Here is a 17,050-nt window from a genome sequence, read left to right as displayed (position 1 = left end):
TTTCTTATTCTGTTTCTTCGAACCGGATTTGCAGGGTGCGTAGGCTCGGCGGGACGTCGGGCCCCTGTATGATCAGCGGCAGCTGTCGGGGCAGGCGCTGCGGCGCTGCGGCGGGGTCGAACCGGATGATTAAATCGCCTGTCCGGCCCGGGGCGAGTGTCGCGGGTTCGCACGAAAGCGTGATTCCCGCAGGAAGCCGGTTCGCTTCGCTGCCCGGGTGCAGCGCTTTGTCGCCCGTATTGAGGCATTCGATGCGCTCCTCGGCCGGGCCTGCCGACGGGTCGAAGCGGACGGCCTGCTGCTTGAGCCGCAGCGGCCCCATGGCGTAGGGATAGTCGTCGTCCGTTCGTTTCGATGCTTCGACGCTGCCCGTCAGTTCGAGGATGGCTGTCGGCTCCTTGTCGGAGAGCTGCGTGTAGACGAAGATCCGCCGGTAGAAATTACCCGGATGCCCTTTGGGGTGGTAGGTGACCGTCACGGTGCTTTGGCCGCCGGCCCGCACGGGCTGTTTGTCGAAAGTCGCCACGGCGCAGCCGCAGGTCGTCACCGTGCGGGTGATGACGAGCGGTGCGGTGCCGTCGTTATGCCATTTGTATTCGTAGCGCGACGGGGCGTCGTCCTCGCCGATGCGGCCGGTTTCGATCTGCGTGCGTTCGAAGCGCATCGCTTCGCCTCCCCTGGCCGTGGCGGGGTGCGCCAGGCTGTCGAGTTTTGCGCGCGGGACGATACGCAGCTGCGCACGGAGCGGTGTGGCGGCAACCGCCGTCCACAAAGCCCCGCAGCAGAGAAGCACACGTGCCGTTGTCACTCCGTATCGCATCGTCGTGTCCGTTTAGAGCCAGCCGTTGCCCGTTGCCTTGCGCACCGTGATGTTGAAGGCGTGCGTTTCGCCCTTGCTCGAAGTGACGGTCGCCTTGGTCGTGCCGATCTTCAGCCCCTTGACCGTCAGCTTGGCACCTTCCACCGTCGCCGTGGCGATCGAAGTGTCGGCGACGGCGACCGTATAGGTCAGCGATTCGCCGTCGGGGAAGTAGTTGGCCGGAATGGCCCTGACCTCCTTGCCGAGTGCGATGTAAAGGTTCGGGAACGACATCTGGATGCCTTTGCCGGCGACGGCGTTGAGCAGTTTGGCGGCGTTGACCTGTCCTACGCCCATCTGGTTGCGGTAGTTGGAGAGGGTCATCTGCACGGGTTGGTTCATACCGAGGTCGAGGGCGGTGTTGTAGTAGGTTTTCAGCCCTGTCATATAGTCGTCGATGGGTGTGGTCGTTTCATAGAGCAGCGCCTTGAACTCGTCGGCCGTGAAGTGGCGGCGGAGCTGCGCGGCGTACGAAAGGCCGAGCGCCGCTACGCCCGATACGTGCGGGCAGGCCATCGAGGTGCCCTCCATGTAGCCGTAGCCCGTTTCGCTGACGTTAAAGGGGAGCGTCGAAAGCGTGCCGCCGATTTCGCCGCGCTTGTGGTTCTCGTCGAAGTATTCGTAGTAGTAGAACTGGTCGCCGCCCGGGGCCGCGATCGTGATGCCGGGGCCGTAGTTGGTGTAGACGGCGGGCGTGTAGTCGGCAGCCGTGGCGGAAACCGAGATGCACTGCTCGGCGGCTCCCGGGAATCCGGCCTGCGGCGCGTATTCGTTGCCTCCGGCGAAAATCGCCAGGCCGCCCTCGATGGGGCCGTTGGGCGAACCTGCGTTGTGGATGAAGTAGTCGAGCGCCTCCTTTTCCAGCGGCGAACCCTTGGCCCACTCCTCTTCGGTCTTGAAGCCCGGATCGCCCCAGTCGAGGGGATTGGCGCTGCCCGACGGATAGCCCCAGCTGCACTGCAAAATCACGGCGCCGTTGTCGGCGGCGTATTTGATGGCACGTACCGACGACATGATGTTGCTCTGGGTGTTGCCCGAGAAAATCTGGCAGCTCATGATTTTTACGCCGGGGATGTCGCCGCGGCCGCCGGCAATCGAACTGATGCCCGTGCCGTTGTCGTTCCGGGCGGCGATTACGCCCGCGACGTGCGTGCCGTGGCCCACGTCGTTTATGTCCTCCCACGAGATGATGCCCGATTCCTTGACGAAGTTATAGCCGTAGACGTCGCCGGCATAGCCGTTGCCGTCGTTGTCCCGGTTCGAGCGGTAGATTTCGTTTTCGTTGACCCACATGTTGTCCTTCAGATCGGGGTGGTCGATCGCCACGCCCTCGTCGAGGACGGCGACGATAATCGATTTGTCGCCCGTCGAGTTTTTCCATGCCTGCTCGCACTGCACGTCGGCGCCGACAATCGATTTGTCGCCGAACATGCCGCGGTTAATCAGGTGCCACTGCATCGGCAGCAGTTCGTCGTTGAAGGGGTACTCCTCGCCGGCGAGGGCGCGGGTCGTGCGCTGCATGGCCGCGAGCGCCTCGCGCGTCAGGGGTGTGGCTTTTTTGTCGTAGGCGCGCCGGATGGTGCGGTTGAAGTCCACGCGCTGGACTTCGCCCACGGTCGAGAGTTTCTCGGCGACCTGCTCGGCGGTGAAATCCTCGCCGAAGCGGACGACGTACCACAGGTGAAGCTGCGATTCGCGGGTGCGCTCCTCGTTGCGGGGATCGGCCGGGAATACGCGCTGGATTTCGTAGCCGCCGACGATGTCGAGAATCTCGTCGACGGAGAGGACGCCCGAGCGGGTGGCGGGCCCGCCGCTGCGGGTCGCCGCTGCCGTCCGGTCGAGGATTTCGCTTACGTAAGGTGCGAATTTGACGAGCAGTTCGCCTTCCGCATGCCCGGCCGGGGGTTCCGGCCCGACAGGCTCCGTGGTCGGGAATTCCTCGTTGGTGCAGGCGGTAAATGCCAGAAATGCAAGGGCAAGAATGCCGTATAAATATCTTTTCATCTTCATTGCTTATTTGTTGTCGGGAGTTTCGTCCTCCTCGTCTGCATCGGGATTCTTGAATCCCTTGTAGAATTCGTAGTAATAGTTCATGTTGATGGGCTCGTTGCTGAAGCCTGCCATGTTGCCCTCCAAAGTCTTGCCCTCCTGTGTGAACACCAGCTGGAAAGGTGCCCACCAGTCGAGCGCCGGATGGTAGAGCAGCCACGCGGGCAGTTCGCCGGTCAGGCGGTTGAGGTTGATGGCGAAACGCTTGGTGTGGGGCATGACTTTCGGGGTGCCGATCAGTGCCCGGGGCAGCGTGTCGGCGTCGATGATGTCCTGTTCGGTGTATTTCTCGTAATCCTCCATCGCGGGAAGCGGGCCGCGCAGGTAGTTCACCGAGAGCACCAGCGTATCGAGATCCCATTCGATCATCCGGCGCGGGAACTCCTCCTCGTCGGAAAAGCCGCCGTAGTTGGTTTCCACCGTATTGCTCAAGTCATAGATGTTGTGGCGCGTGTTGGCGTTGAGAATCAGCGTCCGCAGTTTGGGGAAGTTCGTCTTGTTGAGGTCGGCCGGAATCGTCTGGAAGTTGTTGCTGCTCAAATCGAGATATTCCAGATTCGCGAGGTTCCTGAAGTCCGGATGCAGTTCCGTCAGGCCGTATGCCGAGATGGTGAGGCGCCGCAGCTGCGTGAGCTTGGTGATGTGTTCGCCCGTGTTGAGGCTCTTCATGAAACCGTTTTCGTTGCTGAAGAAGCGCAACTCGTCGGCGGCCGTCAGGTACTGCACTTCGAACGGAATCTCCTCCTTGGTGTTGAACATGAAGAAGCTGGCGTATTTCACACGGCCTTTCTTCTGCTCCGTGTAGCCTTTCATGCCCTCTTCCCAGAGTTCTACGCCGCTCCAGTTGTCCATCTTCTCGCCGGTGCCCTCCCACGAGCTCCACAGTTCAAGCGTGCGGGCTACGGCCAGCAGTGCGACCGAGTCGCCTTCGCGGGTGTTCTCCACAATCGGTTCGGCGGCCTTCTGCGTGACGAGGAGCTTGTCCTGCCGGGCCAGTTCGACCGACTCTTTGGGTTTGAAGCTGATGTCGGCGATGCGCTCGTTGGGCTGCGAGTTGATGCCCCAGTTGAAGCGCACGGTGATTTCGCGCGGACGGATGCCGCGGTCGAACTCGACCGTGTACCGGTCGAACTTGAGCCAGCTCTGGGACGACTCGGGAACCTCGACGTCGAAATCGACGTTGGTTTTGACCTTCACTTCGAAGTAGCGCGTGCCGTAGACCGCGTAATTGTCGACCGAAACCTCCGGCTTGTCGACCGTGATGGCATAGTCGAAGCCCTGCTGGTCGATGGTGATTTCCCTGTGGTCGCGGGTTTTCTGGTCCTGGATGCGGACTACGCCGCGGCGGGGCGAGGCCAGCAGCGCCGAGTCGATGATGAGCTGGCAGTCGACCGAGCCGCGGCCGTTGGCCGGCGAAATGGTAATCCAGGGTTCGTCGGTCGTGGCGATCCAGTCGTTGCCTGCAGCCACCCGGACGGTATATTTGCCTCCTTCGGCACCCATCTGGACGGCGTCTTTGTCCACCCCGAAGCCGACTGTCTTGTCGTCGGAGCAGCTGAAGCACGCGAAAGTGCAGAGAAGGACGGTTATATAGCTTGTGATTTTCATTGTCTTTTCTCCTTAAGTGTTATTCGAGCATTTTGTCACAGTTCAGGATGTTCTGCGTCTTGTCGTAGATGAGTGTATAGGCGCCCTGCTTCCAGTAGTAGCAGATTCCCGAAGCGTCGAACGTGATGTTGGGGTTGTCGCTGATGTCGAGCTGGTAAATCAGGTAGGAAATCGTGTCGTCGATCTTGCGCAGGTCGTTCGAGCCGATGTAGAACCCGCGCAGGCCGGTGTGCTTGTAGATGCCCGTAGGCCACTCGCGCAGGCAGCGCCGGCCCTCGGCGTCGCGCTGGCCGCGGATGGAGAATACCGTGAGTCCCTTGCAGTCGAGCGGCCCCCACGGGAACTTGTCGAAGGCGTTGTACGACACGTCGATGCCGTAGAAGTAGGGCAGTTTCTCGGCCGTGAAGTCCTCGGGCAGCTCCTTGAGGGCGTTGTACGACAGGTCGAGCGACATGAGCGCCACGGAGTTCTTGCTGTCGAAGCAGCCTTTGGGGAACTCGCTGATGCTGCAGGCGCGCAGGACGATGTAGCCGATCATCGAATTCGACTTGGCGAAGCAGGTGGGGAATTTGGTCAGCTTGGGATTGCCCGAAAGCGTGAAGGTCGAAACGCGGATGCCCTTGTAGCTGTCGGTATCCTCGCCCTCGAAACCGTCGATGTCGTTGTACGAGAAGTCGACCGACTTCATCGCGAATTTGCTCTTGGCCGAGAAAATGTTGGGAACCTTGGCGAGTTTGTTGTAGGTCACCGAAATCGTTTCCGTGTCGTCCGTGCCGCAGAAATAACCGTCTTCGTCCACGGGGATGTGCGTCAGGTTGTTGTTGTCCAGGTAGAGCTGTACGGGGGCGACCTCCTTGCCGAAGGGGTGGATTGTTTCGATTTGGTTCTTCGACAGGTCGAGCAGGCCGATTTTCTTCAGGTTGCGGAACGATTCGGGTACCTCTTTGAGCTTGTTGTTCGTAGCGTAAAGAATCTGCAGCTTCTCTTTCGAGGGGCCGTTGGCGATGGCGTCGAGGCCTTTGTAAAGCTCTTCGGGCGACCACTGTGCGTTGTTGGAGATGTTAAGCGAAATGAGTTCCGGCATCGCGGCGACTCCCATCGGGAAACGAATCATCTTCGGGCAGTTGTAGATCTCGAGGTCGGTCAGCGACTTGAGGTCGGCGATTTCGTCGGGCAGCGATTCCAGCTCGCCGTTGGCGATATTGAGGTTCTCGAGTTTCTGGAGTTTGCCGATGGCAGGGTCGACGGACTTGAGGCCGTTGACCAGTTTGCCGTGTATGACGTCGTAGGGACGGATGTTCTTCTGGAGGCCCGTCTTCCGGTCGATAATCTCGTCTTCGGAGTACTCTTTGTAGAGCGAGGTGGCCGGAATCGAGATATTGTGTTCGGCCAGTGCGAATGCAATCGGTTCGGACACCTGCGTGGGCGTATGGATCAGCTCCAGGAACGCCTTGTTGCGCTCCATGCGGGTGCGTTTGCGCTCCGTGAGGCTCTTGTCGGGGGCCAGCGACGGGTCGTAGCCGAGCAGGTTGGTGTCGCCGTGGGTGCCCAGGGCGAGCTCGATGAGTTCCGTGAACTGGCCGATGGCCGCGGGCAGGTGTCCCCGGAAGCCGAATTCGCTGATGTCGATTTTGGCCACGCGGCCGTTGGAATGCAGCTCGACGCCCGGCTGGTTGCCCCACATGTCGGGATCCTTGTTGAAGTCCCAGTTGGCGCCCTGGACGAAGCTTTCGCCCCGGTAGTACCAGTTCTCGCCGTCGAGCGCTTTCCAGATTTGGTAGAGCGCGTAGTAGTCGCGGATATATTCGTCGGCCTCGTAGAGCGTGACCTTCACGTCGGTCTTGGTCGTCTTGTTGTCCTCGATGCTGAAACCCTCGCCTGCGGGGCGGTTGTTGGTCTCCAGCAGGAGCTTGTTCTTGTCGTAGGCCTCGAAGGAGGCCAGGGTGTAGTCGCCGGCCTTGAGCGAGAGCAGGGTGTCGCAGGTCAGCGTCGAAGTCTGGTAGCCATCTTCCTTGTCTTCGGGTGCGCCCTCCTCCGTGTCGTCCTTAAAATGGGTGGTGAACTTGGTGGGCAGCATGTCGAAGACGGTCTGCTCGTTGGTGATGCGGTGTTTGACCGTGAGTTTCATGAACGCGATTTCGTCGAACGTGTACTCGCGCTCGACGGCACGCGTCTTGCCGGGGGTTTCGTGGAACCCGGACATGTCCTTGGTGATGCGGAAACGCACTTTGCCGCGCGGCGCGACATTGACGGTCAGGTCACGTACGGACAGTCCCCCGGAGATGACCTCGAGGGTGTTGTCGAGCGGGGTGCCGTTGTAAAGCAGCTCGTCGTTCGCGTCGTAGAGCGAGAAGGTGATGATTTGGTAGCTGCCGGTCAGCAGTTTGAGTTTCTCGCTGCGCAGGCCGAATTCGGCGCTGGGCTTGTCGGCGGCCGAGAGCGTGAGCGTCTGGGCGATGGTCTGTTCGTTGTAGTAAAGCGTTACCTTTACCTTGCTTGCCTCGGAGAGGTAGTCGAGCTGGGGTTTGACAGCCCGGGTGCCGTCGTAAGACGCCTCCTTGTATAACTTGAATTGAACGTATCCGTAATCGAGGTCACGGTTGTCGACGCCCTCGTCGTCGGAACATCCGCCGAGGAAAGCCGTCGAAAGGCATGCGATCGATGCGATTACGAAAAATCTGAATAGTTTCATATCTAAAAAAACCTGCTCTGTAGTTTCTCAATTAATTATAGTCGTAAAAAACAGGGCCCCCGCCCTTGCGAACAAGGGCCCTGTTTTCCGGGTAGTGATTAGAAAGTGGGTTTGCAGTGGATGATGCACCGGAAACCTTCTCCCTTGAGGAATTGCACCATGCCGGTAGCGGGGTCTTCCGCGCCGGGCCGGGTCATGGAAATCAGCAGCCGCGTTTCGGACAGGGGTTCGTAGTCGAGCCATTCGAGTCCCCACGGCATGACCATCATGTTCTGGGTGGAGGTAACCTCCAGTTCGGCGTTCGCGGGGTTTGCCGCGGTGTAAATCAGGACGTACTGGACGATGTTCATTTCGAGGTTCTCCTTGAAGTCGCTCTCGGCAAAACCGTACTGTGCGGCGATCTGTTTGTAATTATCCTGCGTGATTGCCTCCAGTATCGCGCCGTTGACATTCGCCGAAGCGAACTTCACTTCGAAGTCATCGCCGCCTCCGCCGATGTCGGCATCGGGGTCATAGATGCAGTAGACCATGGCATACGAACCCGCTGCGTCGGAGAATACGACGAAGCTCTCCTTCGCCTCCTTCGCATATTTCTCGGGAGCCATCCTGATAACGACTCCTTTCGAGGATTTCTCCACCGTAATCCAGCAGTTGTCCTTGTCCAGCGGTTCCTGGGGTCCGTCGTAACCGTAAACCGCATAGTCCGTATATTCCCGGTTGAAAGTCAGGTAGGACTTCTGCCACGAATCGGCTTTGGTGTAGGTCAGTTGATAACCGTCGGTTACCTGGTAGTCGGTTACAGGCCATGCGCCCGAAGCCAGTTTTACGAATGCGGCGCCCGCCTCGGTCATATAATCGGGCTCCGCGGCCTCGATGGCGCCCGGAGTAGCCTCCTGCTCGATGGTGGTGATGATATACGGTTTGTACTGCTCCCGCACCTCTGCGGCGTCGATTATATCGTCGGGGCCGGTGATTTTCGCCGCTTCCGATGCGGGCAGGGCCACCACGACGCCTTTGCGGGCGTCGCCGGGGTTGGCCGAAACGCCGACCAGCACCTTGCGCGTCTGCACGACGCCGCCTTCGGAGGTTTCGTCCCAGGGCTCCTCGGTCACGGTGATCCAGGCGATATCTTCCGCATCGCCGGTCAGGTAGGGTTCGCCGTACTGCTGTTTGACCTCCGAGAAGACGTAGATTTTCGAACCGTCGATGCCCATGATGCTGCCCATGGCGCTGCCCGGAACCCAACTGCTGGTCTTGGAGTTGTAGTATTCGGCCCTGGCGTTGAACCGGCTCACGGCTTCGAAATCCGAGATTTTGAAGATGTCGCGGCAGGGAGGAATCGTAATGCCGATTTCGAACGACTTGTCGTGGTTGTCCGTGTCGATGAACACCAGCTTGTCGTCGGCCCCGTCGAGCGGATAGGCGGGAGCGTTGCCCATCAGGAGCAGCTCGACACGCTCGCCGGCATTGCCGACCGTAACGTGCGAGGTAACCCATGCGGGCATTTTGTTGACGGCCCAGCTGAAGTTGCCCTCGACGAGCACGGGCATCATGAAGCCCATGCGTCCTTCGGGCCACAGCAGGCTGACGTTCGTCGCGGGGTCGGCCTGGTAGAGGTACGACAGGCCGCTGGTTTCGCTGTCGGGGTCGTAGGTGAAATCACCGTTGGCGTCGATTACGCAGGTGCGGATGCTCAACGAGCGCTCCAGCGTGCCACGCGTGAGGGTGAGGATGACCTTGCTCTGGCCGCCCATCTTCAGCGTCACTTCGCAGACGCGGTTCTGGTCGAACTCCTCCTGTTCGGAGATGCCGATCACGATTTGAGCCTTGCCGGCGCTGCCGATTTTGCTGCTGACTTTCTGCGAGCCGTCCTGAATCCAGAACCACTGGTACGTGGCGGTCGGGACGCTTACTTCCCAATCCTGGTTGGGTTCGATATTGAGCGTATAGGTGCCGCCGGCTTCGACGGACTGGGAAACGGCATCGGGGAAGTTCGGTTCGGGAATCTTCGGCCCCTCGTCGGACTTGGAACACGATGCTGCCACGAGACACGCCCCTGCGAGCAGTGTCGTTACCATGTGTGAAAAGTACCTTTTCATAATCATTTCGTTTTTTGTTCCTAACTAAACTATAATTAAAAGAGCGTGACGATTTTCCCGCTTACATGCCTTCTTCACGCTGGAGCCGCCCGGCCTCCTCGTCGCTGACCCACTCCAGGACGTTGTAGAAGTGGCCGACAAGGCCCACGTTCACGCCCATGTTCTCGACATGCACCTTAATCCAGAGTTCCACGTAATGCTGGCAGCTGTTGAAATAGGAGTCGTAGAGCGGACTGTTCGTGACCAGAATCTTGTTGTCGCCGAGGATCTGTCCGAATACGACGGCTTCGTCGGCGAGAACCTGCTTGTCGTCCATGGTCACCAGCGGCTGGGCCGGGTCGTCCGGATTGAGGCGAATCGTGACGTCGTAGCCGTTGAAGAGCCAGTTGCGGAGGATAACCATATTCTCCTCGGTGGGGTGCTTTTCAGTGCGGATGAGGCGCTGGATGCTCGTGTTCTCCGCACCGGGGTAATCCTGGAGGAAGAGCGAGGTGACCACGCACCAGCCTGTGAAGTCGTTGATGTCGTACGGACAGCTCTTCTGCATGACTACCTTGGTGCGGTCGTGGTAGAGGCTGTTCCACTGCAGCTGTTCGGGCATGACCAGTTTGAGGATGAAGCCCAGCGAGTCGGCGGCCTCGATGTTGTCGTAGAGGCCCTTTACCTTCACGTCGGTAGAGCGCTCCCCGGCCTTTATGGTGATCGTATTGGAAAGCAGGCGGTAGTGCTGTCCTTCGATGGCGTTGCTGCCCTTGTCGATGATCTCTACGCCGTACGTGCGGTCGTAGTCGCACGCGACGGTAGAGGAAACGGGAACCGAGAAATACTCCTGATTCCGGAGTACCGGATAGGTTGCCAGGGTGTCTGCGAACATCGCATATTCTGCGTCGGAGTAAGTCTTATACTCCTCGTTGCAGCCTGTCGTGAAAATCGCAAAGAGTCCCGTTGCAAACAAAACCGTGATAATTCGTTTCATTGTCTGTGGTCTATTCATTGTTGCTATTTGTTGCTTTCGTTGGGAAGTATCTCCGAACCCGGCGCCTCCAGCTCATGCTGCGGGATAGGCCATACGAAGAGCGGGTTGTTGGGCTCGATTTTGAGCGAGCTGGCCTCTTTCTGCGTGTTGGCCTGCGGTTTGCGCTCGAAGCCACGGCCCCAGCGCTTGAGGTCGTGCAGGCGGAAGCCCTCCATGTAGAGTTCGCGCACGCGCTCGTCGGAGATGTTGTCGAGCCAGTTGTCCTTGGTGACGTTCAGTGCCCCGCCCGATGCGTAGCGCGCCTTGCGCAGCGTGGTGAGGTCGTTGCCGGCTTTGGAGAAGTCGTTCTTGCGGCAGTAGGCCTCGGCGCGAATCAGGTACTGTTCCGCCAGGCGGAACACCTTGGGCATCGAAACGTGGTAGATGAGTTTGTCGATCAAATCGCGGTTGCCGTAGTATTTTACCAGCAGGGGCCACGAGAACTGGTTCTGGTAACCCGTTTCCGTCTCGTAGAAGTAACCGGCCAGACGCAAATCCTTTTCGTCGTAGAGGTCGAGCGACGACTTGCCCGGAATGTAGTCGGGGTAGAAGTAGTAGTAGTCCCGGTTGAAGTTCAGGAACACCGAGCCGAGCGCCCCGCCGTAGGAGGTTTCGGTGAACCCGATGCGCCAGATAATCTCGTCGCTGGCGTCGTATCCCCACATGTAGTCGAATGCGGTGTAGTCGGCGGTGACCTGTGTTTTGGTGTCGGCCAGCGCGAAGGTATCCTTGCGCTTGTCGATCAGGATGCTCGAATATTCGATGGCCTTGTCCCAGTCCTGCATGTAGAGAGCCACGCGGGCGTGCAGCGCTTCGGCTGCCGCGAGCGACATGTAGGTGTAGCTGGCCCTGTTCTTGTCCTTGTCGAGCCGCTTCTCGGCTTCGGCCAAATCGCTCAACACGAATTCGTAGGAGTCGTAGAGCGATGCGCGGCGGATGGGCTCCGGCGTGAAGTACTTCGTGCGGATTACCACGCCCAGCTCCGATTTGGCGGTGGCGGGATCGTAAGCCTTGCAGAAGCATTTGAGCAGCTCGGAGTAGCAGAGCGCGCGGATGGTGTAGACTTCGCCCGTGTACTGCTCGAGCGTTTCGATGTTGGTGTCGTTGATTTCGTTTTCAACCACGTCGCCGATACGGTCGAGGTAGAAGTTACAGCGGGTAATCACGGCGTAAAGGTCTGCATAGACCGCGTCGAGGTCGAGGTTGGTCGGACGGATGTCCCAGCGCCAGAATTCGCCGTAGGGGTTGGTGTTGCCCTCGACGGCGTATACGAGGTCGGCCTGGATGTCCGGCATCAGGGTGAGGCTGCCGCTGAAGAGGTTGCCGCTCTTGAGCGAGGCGTAAAGCCCCGTGAGGGTCTGCTCCGCATCCGCAAAGGTGCGCATGGCGTCTTTCTCCTGGAATGCCGACTCGGGGTACTTTTCCAGGCAGGAGGTGGCGCCGAGGAGCAGTGCGAGGGCCGAAAAATAGAGTTTTATATTGCGTAACATGTTCATATTCCCGTTTTAGAATGTTAAATCGAGTCCGAAAGTGAATTGGCGCGCCATCGGATACTGCGTCTGGTACATATTGCCGATTCCCTCGGGGTCGAGGCCCGTGAATTTGGTGAACGTAAACAGGTTCTGGGCCTGCGCGTAGATTTTTACGCCGCTGATGAAGCGCGTGCGCTTCAGCCATGCCTGCGGGAGCGAATAGCTCAACATGAGGTTCTTCAGGCGCAGGAACGAGGCGTCTTCCAGCAGGCGGTCGTCGAACTCGGTGTAGACGCCGTGGCGCGGGATGTCGGTGATGTCGCCCGGTTTTTTCCAGCGGTGGAGCAGGCGCTTCGACTGGTTGTAGGAGGCGAAGCGGCCGTTCGACTCGTCGAAGTAGCGGTCGTTGTTGATCATCCAGCGGTCGGCCACCCAGCTGAACTGGGCCGAAAGCGAGAGCCCTTTCCAGGCCAGCGTCGTGCCGAAACCGCCCTGCCAGGGGGCGACGTAGCTTTTGTCAATCATCACCTTGTCCTCGTCGCGCAGCTCGTTGGTCAGCTCGCCGTCCTTGGTGTACCACAGGGCGTCGCCGTTGGCCGGGTTGACGCCGGCGAAGCGGTTGATGAAGAATTCGCCGTAGGAGCGGCCGACGACCAGTTTGGTGTTGGTGCTCGACATTTCGTATTCGGTAACCCCGTTGTAGAGCTCCGTCATCTTGTTCCTGTTGTACGAAACGTTGGCGTTGACCGTCCAGACGAAATCCTTGGCCTGCACGGCGGTGGCAGTGAGGTTCAGCTCGACGCCGCGGTTAATCATGACGCCCACGTTGCTCCACTGGTAGCCGAAGCCCTTGTTGGCGTAGGATTCGGGAACTTCCATGAGCATGTCGGAGGTGCGCTTGTTGTAGAATTCGAGGTCGACGTTGAGCCGGTTCCAGAAGCCGAAATGCAGGCCGATGTTCGTAGACCACAGTTTCTCCCAGCGCAGGTCTTCGTTGCCCGGCTGCTTGGGCCCGATGCCGGCGTTGCCGATGTAGTCCAGCCCGCCCGCTACGAGCGCGAGGTGTTCGTAGTTGGGAATCTCCGAGTTGCCCGAAGTACCCGTATTGGCCGATATCTGTGCGAAAGTCAGCCAGCGGCGGGCGTTTTCCATGAATTTCTCGTTGCGCAGGTTCCACATGAAACCGGCCGACCAGAAACCGGCCCAGCGGTTCGAGGCGCCGAAGCGCGAGGAGGCGTCGGTACGCACCGCAGCCTCGGCGTAATAGCGGTCGTCGTAGTTGTATTCGCCGCGGCCGAAGAACGAAACCAGTCCGTAGTCGTCGCTGGCCACGTCGCTCCACGAAGTGGCGCGCGTACCCGCGGAGATGTTGACCAGTTTGTCGTTGTTCTGTCCCTTGGTGGCGATGCTGAAGCCTTCGTAGCGGTAATCGGTGCCCTCCTGTCCGACGAGGAAGTTGAACGAGTGCTTCTCACCCGCCATGAACCGGTAGTTGACTGTGTTGATAATCGTGAGCTTGAGTCCGTCGGAGGAGTTGCGCTGTACGGTGCCGTCGTTCTGGTTGGGGGCGTAGTTGGGATAGGAAACTGCGAATCCGGTGCCGTGCGAGTAGTCGACGCCGAACTGCGAGCGGATGGTGAGTCCCTCGATGGGCATGGCTTCGGCGTACAGCGACGAAATCACCTTGTATTTCTTATAGGTAATCGGGTTGTTCTGAATCCACTCCAGCGGGTTCTGCCCGTCGCCTTTCCACGTGCCGTCTTCGATCGATGCGATTGAGCCGTCGGGGCGGTGCGGATTCCAGTAGGGCATCATGAACCGGGCAGCCGAAATCGGGGTTACGAGCGTGTATTCGCCGTCCTGGGCGCGCTGGAACTCCTGGTAGTTCATCATGGTCTGGGTGCCGATTTTGAGCCACTTGGCGGCCCGCTGCTCGACGTTGGCGCGAATCGAGTAACGCTCGAATCCCGAACCTACGGCAGTACCCTCCTGGTTGTAGTAACCGCCGGAAAAATAGTAGTTGGTCTTGTCGCCGGCACCGGAAACCGAGATTTCGTAGTTCTGCAGCAGCGCCGCGTTGTTGAACACCTCGTCGAGCCATTTGACGTCGGTCTTGCGCAGGACGTCGTAGTTCTTGCCCGCGGTCAGGCCGATCTCCTTCTCGTACTGGATACGCTCGCCGGTGTTCATCAAATCCCAGTTGCCGTAGGCAATCTGCGAGAAACCGAGCTGCATGCGGTATTCGATTTTCGCCCGCTCGGCGAAGCGTCCGCGCTTGGTGGTGATGACGATAACGCCGTTCGAGGCGCGCGCACCGTAGATGGAGGTCGAGGAGGCATCCTTGAGTACCGAGATGTTCTCGATGTCGGCCGGGTTGATGGCGTTGAAGTCATCGCTCGAAATGGCGAGGCCGTCGAGGATGTAGAGAGGTTCGGTGCCCGAGTTAATCGAGTTCGTACCGCGGATGGTCATGACTGCGGCCTTGCTCGGCTCACCCGAGTTGGACATGACCGAGAGGCCCGGAACCTGACCCTGCAGGGCCTGGTCGAACGCAGCCGTGGGGGTGTTCTCGACCTTTTCGGCCTTCACGGTGGATACCGAGCCGGCGATGGTTCCCTTCTTCCGGGTGCCGTAGGCAATCACCACCACGTCGTCGAGCGTCTGCGATTCGCTTTGCATCGCAACGTCGTAGTTCACCGAGGCGCTGCCGCCCGGAACCGTGTAGACAACGGGTTTGTAGCCGATGTACTGGAACGTGAGCGCGGTGCCCGCGGCAACGGTAATCGTGTAGCTTCCGTCCGCGAGGGTGCTGACGCCGCTGGCGGCTCCGGAAATCACGTTGACCCCAATCAGGGGTTGCTTGTCGTCCGCGGACGTGACGATACCGCGGACGGTCACATTACCCCCCCCCTGTGCTACGGCCATAACCGGTAGCGCGCAAAGGAAGAATGCAAGAATGTTGAGTAGAAGTTTTGTTTTTTGCATAAGTGGATAATACTTTCTTACGCGGCAAAGAAAAATAATTAAAACGACTTTGCCAAATATTCAAAATCAATGAAATGTAACCCGGGGTGTCGCAGAAAGGCTGTTTAGTTCCACTTTTGTATATATGGGGATAGCGTATTTTGTTTATAATAAATAAGTTGACGTGATGTTTCGATTTATTATAAAACGGTTGAATAAAGTTTAAAATATTTTAATAAAAATGTAAAAAAGTTTTGAAGTGTTTTGAAATTTTGGAATTATATGCCGATTCGTTACTGTCAGAGCGCTTTCGGATCCGGGGTATTTACCGCCCGGTTTGTTTTTGTACGGGACTGTTTTTAATATATTTATAAAATGACGGTCGTGCAGGGACGGCGTTTAATAAAGGGGGAGAAATTTGAAAATAATTTTCCAGTATGCCGGGAAGTTCTTCGAAAATGCAGGAAAATAACGATTTTCAAGAATCCCGGGCGTGCAGGATACAGTCCGCAAAACCCGCTTAAGTGTTCTTTAAGGGGTATTTTGCGGGATATTTTAGGCTGAAACGGGAAGTCGGATAAGAATCAGATCTGTTTAGACCTGCTGAAAGTTACAGATTGTAAGTATTGCTGTGTGATTTCATTTTAAAACATAACCTCCGGGCTCGAATCCGGGGTGTGCCTTATCGCTCCTTGCCGCTCCGGTAGCGGGCACGGTAACGGGTGGGGCTTTGGCGTTCGCGGGTGCGGAAGAAGAGCGAAAAGGCGCTCACGCTTTCGAATCCGAGCACGTAGGCGATTTCGGAGATGGTGTGGGTGGTTGTGGCCAGCAGTTCGCGGGCCTTGTTGAGCCGCATCGTCTGCTGGTACTGGGCCGGCGCCATTCCCGCATACTCGCGGAACGCGCGGCGGAACCAGGTGTAGCCCATGCCCACCTCGCGGGCGATCTGCTCGGGGGAGGTGCTGCGGTCGAAGCGGGCGCGCATGATGGCTTTGGCCCGGTTGATTTTTTCCACGACGGGGTTGTCGTTGTAGAGCAGGTTGCTGTGCTTGAAGAGCACCGAGCCCAGGATGTGGAGCACGATGCTCGAAATCAGGGGCTGGAATCCCACGCGCTGCTCTTCGACCGTGGCGATGATTTCGCGGTAGCAGCGTTCGATGCCCCCGCTGCATCCGATGGAGAACATCGGCCGCTGCGGGGAGAGGAACCCCTGTGCCGCCAGTTTATCGATATTGACACCGCGGAAGCCGACCCACCACTCTGTCCATCCGGTTCCGGAATCGGGCGAGTAGGAGTGCCATTCGTTGGGGAAAAGAAGCAGCATGGTGCCTGCCTCGACCGTTGCCGAAGGACACGACGCCGATTCGAAACGGCCGCTGCCGGCGGTGATGTAGACCAGTTGGTATTCGTCGAGCGTACGCCCGCATCCTTTGTAAAACAAGTAATTTTCAGGGTGTTCCGAAACGGGATAGGGGGTGCCGGGCGGGACGTGCTGGTGCCCTGCCGTCGTGCAGACGATTCCCCACTGTTCGTCGCGCGGGGAAACGGGGAGGTAGTGGAGTATGCTTTGCGGCCGGTCGTCCATTCTGTCAATTCTATATAGAGTTTTGCCAAAACCGTTAACAAAGTTAGGGAAAAGATTGTATAATTTTGCATCATTAACCTAAAACTTCCGGTGATGAATCGTTATTTCATCGGTGTCGACCTCGGCGCCACGAGCGGCCGCGTGATTCTCGCGACGCTCTCGGACGGCAACATCGCACTCGAGGTGCTGCACCGCTTTCCCAACCGCCTGCTCCAGATCGGCGGCAAATACTATTGGAACATATACGCCCTGTACGAGGAGATACTGCACGGCCTGACGCTGGCCGGCCAGCGTCGGATCCCGGTTACCTCCGTCGGTATCGACACCTGGGGCGTCGACATGGCCTGTGTGGCGGCGGACGGGACCCTGGCGGGACTTCCGCGCGCGTACCGCGATCCCTATACGAACGATGCTCCCGAAGCGTTTTTCCGGAAAGTGCCCCGGCGCGAGGTTTACCGGCGCACGGGCATCCAGATTATGAATTTCAACTCGCTCTACCAGCTCTGCGCCGCGCGCAGGGAGGGAATGTCGGCGCTGGAGAACGCAGAGTCGGTGCTTTTCATGCCCGATGCGCTGTCGTACCTGCTCACCGGCGAAAAGGTGTGCGAGTACACGATTCTTTCGACCTCGCAGTTCATGGACCCGCGCACGCGGGAAATCGACGGCGGACTGCTGCGCGAGGCGGGCGTCGACGCCGCGCTCTTCCC

The 17,050-nt window shown here is 58.7% G+C and carries 10 protein-coding genes; 1 reads left to right on the top strand and 9 read right to left on the bottom strand.

Going from position 1 to position 17,050, the window contains the following annotated elements:
* Positions 1–4 precede the first annotated feature (4 nt).
* The 9 genes from QZT71_RS07915 to QZT71_RS07875 form a co-directional block, all read right to left on the bottom strand.
* Complete coding sequence (locus QZT71_RS07915; protein ID WP_295914792.1) at positions 5–820, bottom strand: DUF1573 domain-containing protein; 816 nt, start codon at positions 818–820, stop codon at positions 5–7.
* Positions 821–832: 12 nt separating this feature from the next.
* Positions 833–2,869, bottom strand: coding sequence for a S8 family serine peptidase (locus QZT71_RS07910; RefSeq protein ID WP_295914790.1), 2,037 nt, complete (start codon positions 2,867–2,869; stop codon positions 833–835).
* 3 nt (positions 2,870–2,872) lie between these two features.
* On the bottom strand, positions 2,873–4,516 hold the full coding sequence (locus QZT71_RS07905; protein WP_295914788.1) for a hypothetical protein: 1,644 nt from the start codon (positions 4,514–4,516) through the stop codon (positions 2,873–2,875).
* Between the two features lie 19 nt (positions 4,517–4,535).
* Complete coding sequence (locus QZT71_RS07900; protein ID WP_295914787.1) at positions 4,536–7,208, bottom strand: DUF4458 domain-containing protein; 2,673 nt, start codon at positions 7,206–7,208, stop codon at positions 4,536–4,538.
* Between the two features lie 98 nt (positions 7,209–7,306).
* Complete coding sequence (locus QZT71_RS07895; RefSeq protein ID WP_295914785.1) at positions 7,307–9,307, bottom strand: hypothetical protein; 2,001 nt, start codon at positions 9,305–9,307, stop codon at positions 7,307–7,309.
* A gap of 61 nt (positions 9,308–9,368) precedes the next feature.
* Complete coding sequence (locus QZT71_RS07890) at positions 9,369–10,283, bottom strand: DUF4984 domain-containing protein (protein WP_295914783.1); 915 nt, start codon at positions 10,281–10,283, stop codon at positions 9,369–9,371.
* 23 nt (positions 10,284–10,306) lie between these two features.
* Positions 10,307–11,812: a RagB/SusD family nutrient uptake outer membrane protein gene (locus tag QZT71_RS07885; protein ID WP_295914781.1), complete on the bottom strand. Its 1,506-nt coding sequence runs from the start codon at positions 11,810–11,812 to the stop codon at positions 10,307–10,309.
* A 15-nt stretch (positions 11,813–11,827) separates the two neighbouring features.
* Positions 11,828–14,779: a TonB-dependent receptor gene (locus tag QZT71_RS07880; protein WP_295914778.1), complete on the bottom strand. Its 2,952-nt coding sequence runs from the start codon at positions 14,777–14,779 to the stop codon at positions 11,828–11,830.
* Between the two features lie 661 nt (positions 14,780–15,440).
* A complete protein-coding gene (locus QZT71_RS07875) occupies positions 15,441–16,343 on the bottom strand; it encodes an AraC family transcriptional regulator (RefSeq protein ID WP_295914773.1) in 903 nt (300 codons plus the stop codon).
* A 93-nt stretch (positions 16,344–16,436) separates the two neighbouring features.
* Here QZT71_RS07875 and QZT71_RS07870 point away from each other — a divergent pair.
* On the top strand, positions 16,437–17,050 hold a 614-nt coding region (locus tag QZT71_RS07870; RefSeq protein ID WP_295914770.1), incomplete at its 3' end, for an FGGY family carbohydrate kinase.

The sequence above is a fragment of the uncultured Alistipes sp. genome (assembly GCF_902388705.1).
Lineage (GTDB): Bacteria > Bacteroidota > Bacteroidia > Bacteroidales > Rikenellaceae > Alistipes.
This window is presented reverse-complemented; position numbering and strand designations above follow the sequence as displayed.

Excerpts from the sequence above, each read along its gene's own strand:
- QZT71_RS07875 (WP_295914773.1), bottom strand. The coding sequence starts at position 16,343 with ATGGACGACCGGCCGCAAAGCATACTCCACTACCTCCCCGTTTCCCCG.
- QZT71_RS07890 (WP_295914783.1), bottom strand. The coding sequence starts at position 10,283 with ATGAAACGAATTATCACGGTTTTGTTTGCAACGGGACTCTTTGCGATT.
- QZT71_RS07885 (WP_295914781.1), bottom strand. The coding sequence starts at position 11,812 with ATGTTACGCAATATAAAACTCTATTTTTCGGCCCTCGCACTGCTCCTC.
- QZT71_RS07895 (WP_295914785.1), bottom strand. The coding sequence starts at position 9,307 with ATGAAAAGGTACTTTTCACACATGGTAACGACACTGCTCGCAGGGGCG.
- QZT71_RS07905 (WP_295914788.1), bottom strand. The coding sequence starts at position 4,516 with ATGAAAATCACAAGCTATATAACCGTCCTTCTCTGCACTTTCGCGTGC.
- QZT71_RS07910 (WP_295914790.1), bottom strand. The coding sequence starts at position 2,869 with ATGAAGATGAAAAGATATTTATACGGCATTCTTGCCCTTGCATTTCTG.
- QZT71_RS07880 (WP_295914778.1), bottom strand. The coding sequence starts at position 14,779 with ATGCAAAAAACAAAACTTCTACTCAACATTCTTGCATTCTTCCTTTGC.
- QZT71_RS07900 (WP_295914787.1), bottom strand. The coding sequence starts at position 7,208 with ATGAAACTATTCAGATTTTTCGTAATCGCATCGATCGCATGCCTTTCG.
- QZT71_RS07915 (WP_295914792.1), bottom strand. The coding sequence starts at position 820 with ATGCGATACGGAGTGACAACGGCACGTGTGCTTCTCTGCTGCGGGGCT.